Here is a 6,183-nt window from a genome sequence, read left to right as displayed (position 1 = left end):
GCTCGGCGTCTGGCTGGCCGCGCCATGGATCGAAAGCTACTACGTGGTGCCGTTCATCCTCGGCGTCATCTGCCTGCCGATGATCGCCCTGGCCGACCTGACGCAGGGGCTGGCGCGGGCCAACTCATGGGCGCTGTTCGCCCTGTCGCCGACCTACCTGGTGCGGCCGGTGCTGATCCTGCTGTTCATGGCGCTGATGCTGCTGGCCGGCTACGCACCCGATGCAAGGACCGCGATCCTCGCCGCGATCGGCGCCACTTATGTCACCACGCTCGGCCAGCTGATCGGCGTCGCCAGGCGCCTGGACCGCAATATCCCCGCCGGCCCGGTAAAGGTGCATTTCGCCCAGTGGTTCATCGTGTCGCTGCCGATCTTCCTGGTCGAGGGCTTCTTCTTCCTGCTCACCAATGCCGATGTGCTGATGGTCGGCGCCTATCTCCAGCCCAATGACGTCGCCGTCTATTTCGCCACGGTCAAGACGCTGGCGCTGGTGCATTTCGTCTACTTCTCCGTCAAGGCCGGCGTCGCCCAGCGCTATGCGCAGTTCACCCATGGCGAACCGGAGAAGCTGGCCGCCTTTGCCCGCGAGACGGTGTCGTGGACGTTCTGGCCGTCGCTGCTGATGGCGGTGCTGGTTCTGGTGCTGGGGCGGCCGATGCTGGTGCTGTTCGGTCCCGAATTCACCAGCGGCTATCCGCTGCTGTTCCTGCTCGTCTTCGGCGTCGTGGCGCGCGCCGCCGTCGGCCCTTGCGAAAGCCTGCTGACGATGAGCGGCAACCAGAACATCTGTGCGGCGGTCTACGCCTTGACGCTGGCCTTCAACATCGGCCTCAACGTGGTGCTGATCCCGCTTTTCGGCCTGTGGGGCGCGGCCATGGCCACCGCCTTCGCGATGATCTTCGAGGCCAGCGCGCTGTCCTTCACGGTCTGGCGCAAGCTTGGCATCGTCATGCTCATCTTCGTGCCGGCCAAGGGAGCCGCGTGATGGCCGCAGTCCCGTTGCTCGAGGAAACCAGCGGCGGCACCGCCGGCGCCATGGTGTCCGGCCTTGCCGGGCTGGCCCGCGACGCCGACCCGGCCCATATCGAGATCCTCGCCAACAACCGCCCCGAGCGCAAGCTCGCCATCTACCCGGCATCGGCCGGCTTCGACCTGGTCGAGGAACTGGACTATCTGTGCACCCGCACGATCGAATCGAACGTCTTCTTCAACCCGCGCTTCCTGGCGCCGGCCATGCCCCGGCTGGAGGATCGCGAGGTCCAGCTGGCCGTCATCCGCGACGGCAACGAATACCGCAACCGGCTGCGCCTGCTGGTGCCGTTCTCGGTGGAGCGGCCGGTAGTGCCGCTCGGCGTGCCGGTCATGCGCACATGGGCAAGCCCGTTCGGCCCGCTCGGCACGCCCCTGGTCGATCGCGACGACCCGGTCGGCGTCGTCGAGGACTTCTTCTCGATGCTGTCGCGGCCGCACCTCAAGCTGCCGAAAGTGTTCGTCCTGCCCGACATGAGGCTTGACGGCCCGGCCGCCAGCCTGTTCGCTACCGTGGCCGAGACGCGCGGCCTGACGCTGGTCACCACCGGCCAGACCCAGCGCCCGATGCTGGAGAGCGGGCTCGACGGCGACGACTACCTGAAGGCCTCGCTGCGCCCGCACCACTATCGCGAGTTCCGCCGCCTGAAACGGCGCCTTGCCGACCTCGGCGCGCTCGAGCATGTCGTGGCGCGCGGTCAAGACGAGATCCGCCATGCCATCGAGAGTTTCCTGACGCTGGAAGCGGCGGGCTGGAAAGGGCGCGAGCGCACGGCCATGGCGATCGACCGCTACCGCGCTGCCTTCGCCCGCGAGGCCGTGCACCGGCTGGCCGAACAGGACATGTGCCGCATCCATTCGCTGACGCTCGACGGCCGCACCATCGCCTCCCTGATCGTGTTCGTCGAAGCCGGCGTCGCCTACACCTGGAAGACCGCCTATGACGAGACGCTGTCGGCCTATTCGCCCGGCACGCTGCTGATGATCGAAGTGACCAAGCAGCACCTCGACGACCCCAACATCATGATGACCGATTCCTGCGCCGTGCCCGACCATCCGGTGATGAGCCGGCTGTGGAGCGAGCGCAAGCCGATGGGAACGCTGGTGATCGGGTTGAAACCCGACGCCGACCGCCTCACCCGCCAGGCCGCCTCGCAGCTGCATCTCTACCGCGAGACCCGCAACATGGCCCGCCTGCTGCGCAACCGGATGAAGAGCTTGTTGAAGAGGCGCTGAAGACCAGCCAAGCGACCGACCGGCTGCTGGTCAGGCCGAGCATTGCGCAGCTGATACTTTAGGTGGTGCGGGTGGCCGGGGTCGAACCGGCACTCCTCTCGGAACTGGATTTTGAGTCCAGCGCGTCTACCAATTCCACCACACCCGCATACTGCCCACCGAGTCCGTTCGTGGTGTTGCGAGACACCGGGACGGCCTGGGCGGCTTCTGAGCCGCGTATGCCACAAGCCATTCCATGAAGTCCAGAGCGATTTCCCAGCGAAACTCGTGAAGTGTCATTCGCTGACGAAGGCCCTAGGCGCGAGCAGCTCGCACGGCGTTCGTCTCATACTGCAATGATCAGGGGTTCTTATCGGGTCGGCAATTCCGGATGTAGGGAGATTTGTGCCTAACGGATTAGTGAGAGGGCTTCAGTGGATTTCAACGTTGAGTACGATGTAATCGTCGTCGGTGGGGGAAACGCGGCTCTATGCGCCGCTATCTCGGCGGCCAACGAACAAGCTCGCGTTTTGCTCCTTGAACGTTCCCCGGAAGATGAGCGTGGGGGAAACACCGCTTACACCGAAGGCCTGATGCGGTTCGCGTACAATGGACCGGACGACATACTGGCACTCTCGCCCGACCTGAGCGAGGACGAGAAGAACAGCGACTTCGGCGTCTACACCGAGGACGATTTCTTCAACGACATGGCCAGGGTCACGGAAAATCGCACCGATCCCGATCTGTGCGAGATCCTGGTTCGTCAGAGCAACCCGACGATGCGCTGGCTGAAGGAACAGGGACTCAGGTTCCTGCCGCAGTTTGGGCGTCAATCTTTCAAGGTCGACGGCCGCCACAAGTTCTGGGGCGGCGCGACCCTCGCCGTTTCCGGCGGCGGCCGGGGCATGGTCGATCACCTCTTCAGGATCGCGGCTCGAAAGGGCGTCGACATTGTCTACGACGCCTGGGCACGTGAGTTGATCTCGTCGGACGCCGGCGTGCACGGCGTGGTCGCTCAGGTCGCAGGGGAGACAACCAGCATCAGGGCGCGCAGCGTGATACTCGCCTGCGGCGGCTTCGAAGCAAATACCGAATGGCGCACGAAATATCTTGGCCCGGGCTGGGACCTCGCGAAGGTCCGCGGCAGCAGGTACAACACCGGAGACGGGCTGGAGATGGCGCTGCGGATCGGGGCCCAGCCCTGCGGCAACTGGTCGGGATGTCATGCCGTGAGCTGGGAGAGGTATGCCGGAGATTTCGGCGACTTCTCCACCACCGACGACTATGAGCGCGACAGTTATCCGTTCTCGATCATGGTGAATGGAGAGGGCAAGCGCTTCCTCGACGAGGGCGCCGACATCCGCAACTATACCTATGCCAAGTACGGCCACATCGTGATGAAGCAGCCAGGCCAGTTTGCATGGCAGATCTTCGATTCGTCCGTTACGCATCTGCTGCGGCCGGAATACCGGGCGCGTCGCGTCACGAAGGTGGCAGCCGACACGATCGAGGAGTTGGCGGCCAAAATGGGCGACGTCAACGTGTCGCAGCTCGTCGAAACCATCCGCGCCTTCAATGCCGCGGTGAAGCGTGACGTCCAATTCAACCCGGCGATAAGGGACGGCCGCGGCACCACGGGACTGACTGTCCCGAAGTCCAACTGGGCCATCCCGCTCGAAAACGCGCCATTCGAGGCGTACGCCGTGACATGTGGGATCACGTTCACCTTCGGCGGCCTCAAGATCACCACGGAAGGCCAGGTCATGGACCGCAACAATCGGCCCATGCCTGGCCTGTACACTGCCGGCGAGATGGTTGGCGGCCTGTTTTACTTTAATTACCCCGGCTCGACCGGCCTCACGAGCGGATCCGTTTTCGGCAGGCTTGCGGGACGCAGCGCCGCACAGGCCAGCCGGCGACAGTCGACGGCCGCGTAATAAGCATGACTGCGCCGCACATTAGGCTCCCTCCAGCCTTTGCCGTCGCGAAGCCTTAACGTAGGCTCCGGACAGTCCCGTCCCATCGGCATGGCAGGTGGATAGCAAAGGATCGTCGCGATGCAGCTTCACCAACTTCGATACATCCTGGAAGTCTACCGGTCGGGGAATCACATTTCAGCTGCCGCTGAAATCCTGCACACGTCGCAACCTGGAATCAGCAAGCAGATCAGACTCCTGGAACTTGAGTTGGGTTTCGACATCTTCGAGCGAACCCGCAACCGCATCGTCGGCATTACCGAGGCGGGAAAGGAAGTGATCAAGATCGCGGAGGTGGTTCTTTCCGGGATCAGCGACATCAAGAAGGTGCGCAGCGACTACAATGGCGAAAGCGGCGGCAAGCTGACGATCGCCACCACGCACACTTTTGCGCGCTACGTGCTGCCCCGTGTGGTCAAGACCTTCATGCAGAAACATCCGACAGTCCATGTCGGCCTCATGCAAGGAAAACCCACCGAGGTTTTCGATTATGTTCAGGCGGGGCACGCCGACATCGCGGTCGCCACCGACAGCATGAAAACGGTGTTGGGACTCGTGCGCCTGCCGTGCTTCACGATCACCCGCAGCGTCATCGCCCGCAAAGGCCACCCTATCCTAAGTCTGGATAAGATCAGCCTGGAGGCGCTCGCCGATTATCCGATCATTGCCCACGACAATTTCCGAAGCGGCGGATGGACAATCCTCGAAACTTTCATGCAGGCGGGCATCAAGCCGAAGATCCAGTTTTCCGGCGTCGATTCGGACGTCGCCAAGACGTATGTGGAAATCGGACTTGGAATTGCCATCCTTGCTTCGATCGCCGTTGATCCCCTCCATGACGGCGACCTGGAGGCGCGGGACGTAAGCAATCTGTTTTCTTCCAGCATCGCTTACGTCTCATTTCGCAAGAGCGCCTATATCCGGAAAATCGATCTCGATTTCATGAACATCCTCTCGCCGACGCTGACACGCCGCAAGATTCTGGACGCTCGCGAAGACACTGGCGAGAAGCCGACATCAGGCGAACGCGAAGCGCCCTGATCTTCATCGTTTTCCCACCTGTCAGTCGGGGACGCATGCGGTCCGTGGGAATAGCAGCATGATCAAAACGGTCTGCGCGCGCGAGCGAATCGACGCTAGGATCATGGCCGAAAGGGAGGACAAATGTACGGCCATGTCTATCGCCAGGTGGTGCGTCCATCGGCAGAGCTCGTGAGGGAGTTCTCCCTCCTGCCCACCGCCACCATATCGGATTGTCTTGGCCGGCATGGAGCCGTCGACGCATCGATCCAGCCTCTCTACCATGAGATCAGCATGGCCGGCGTGGCCCTGACCGTCCTGTGCTATCCGGGCGACAACATCATGACGCATCGCGCGTTGGAAATGGTCCAGCCCGGCGACATTCTGGTCATCGACGACGGCAATTACGACACCGGTTGCTTCGGCCACCGCAGCGCCATGCTCATGCGATCGCGCGGCGGCGTGGGCGCCGTCATGAGCGGTTCCGTCCGGGACGCCCGCGAACTGCGGCGTGATCGGTTCCCGATTTTCTGCAAAGGGGTCTCGCCGCGGGCCCCGCAAAAGAACACGCCTGGATCGATCAATGTCCCCGTGCATGTCGGCGGCATTGTTGTACGCCCCGGCGACATCGTGATCGGGGATGACGATGGCGTGGTGGTGGTGCCGTTGGGGGAAGCTCAATCGGTGCTCGCCCTTTGCAAGGAACGAGACCGGCACGAACGACAGTCCGTGCCGGCGGAAGGCGACCTGCCTGTCGATCCGTTTCAAGGCCGCCAGGATCTGGCCAAGCTTCTGCGGGGCAAGATCGTCGAACACGAGGATCTGGTCGATTGGTCGTTGCCGGCGCCATCGAAGTGATGGTTCCTCGACCGCTTCCGGGCGGGCACGATTGGGCCACACCGGCCCGCCGAGGATCGCTAACCAGCGCCAAGGCGCGAATGAG

5 protein-coding genes and 1 tRNA gene are annotated in these 6,183 nt (G+C 63.0%); 5 read left to right on the top strand and 1 reads right to left on the bottom strand.

The window, feature by feature from the left end; translation table 11 throughout:
* Together WC739_RS12460 and WC739_RS12455 are read left to right on the top strand one after the other, a co-directional pair.
* Nucleotides 1–985, top strand: a 985-nt coding sequence (locus WC739_RS12460; RefSeq protein WP_372953337.1) for a lipopolysaccharide biosynthesis protein, incomplete at its 5' end; no start/stop codon positions are given.
* Nucleotides 985–2,265: a GNAT family N-acetyltransferase gene (locus WC739_RS12455; protein ID WP_372953336.1), complete on the top strand. Its 1,281-nt coding sequence runs from the start codon at nucleotides 985–987 to the stop codon at nucleotides 2,263–2,265. The genes WC739_RS12460 and WC739_RS12455, both read left to right, overlap by 1 nt.
* Nucleotides 2,266–2,328: 63 nt before the next feature.
* Here the strand turns inward: WC739_RS12455 and WC739_RS12450 are convergent.
* Nucleotides 2,329–2,413: transfer RNA gene (locus tag WC739_RS12450), tRNA-Leu, on the bottom strand.
* A 265-nt stretch (nucleotides 2,414–2,678) separates the two neighbouring features.
* Between WC739_RS12450 and tcuA the strand changes: the two genes are divergently transcribed.
* The 3 genes from tcuA to WC739_RS12435 all read left to right on the top strand — a co-directional run bounded on the left by tcuA (nucleotide 2,679) and on the right by WC739_RS12435 (nucleotide 6,098).
* Nucleotides 2,679–4,181, top strand: coding sequence for an FAD-dependent tricarballylate dehydrogenase TcuA (tcuA, locus tag WC739_RS12445; RefSeq protein WP_372953335.1), 1,503 nt, complete (start codon nucleotides 2,679–2,681; stop codon nucleotides 4,179–4,181).
* A gap of 120 nt (nucleotides 4,182–4,301) precedes the next feature.
* On the top strand, nucleotides 4,302–5,261 hold the full coding sequence (locus WC739_RS12440; RefSeq protein ID WP_372953334.1) for a LysR substrate-binding domain-containing protein: 960 nt from the start codon (nucleotides 4,302–4,304) through the stop codon (nucleotides 5,259–5,261).
* Nucleotides 5,262–5,384: 123 nt separating this feature from the next.
* The gene (locus tag WC739_RS12435) at nucleotides 5,385–6,098 is read left to right on the top strand and encodes a 4-carboxy-4-hydroxy-2-oxoadipate aldolase/oxaloacetate decarboxylase (protein WP_372953333.1); all 714 of its coding nucleotides are present in this window, start codon (nucleotides 5,385–5,387) and stop codon (nucleotides 6,096–6,098) included.
* The last annotated feature ends 85 nt before the right edge of the window (nucleotides 6,099–6,183 follow it).

Origin of the sequence: Mesorhizobium sp., assembly GCF_041661565.1 — a bacterium.
In the GTDB taxonomy this organism is placed as follows: domain Bacteria; phylum Pseudomonadota; class Alphaproteobacteria; order Rhizobiales; family Rhizobiaceae; genus Mesorhizobium.
The sequence above is the reverse complement of the archived record's forward strand: the minus strand, read 5'-3'. Positions and strand labels throughout refer to the sequence as shown.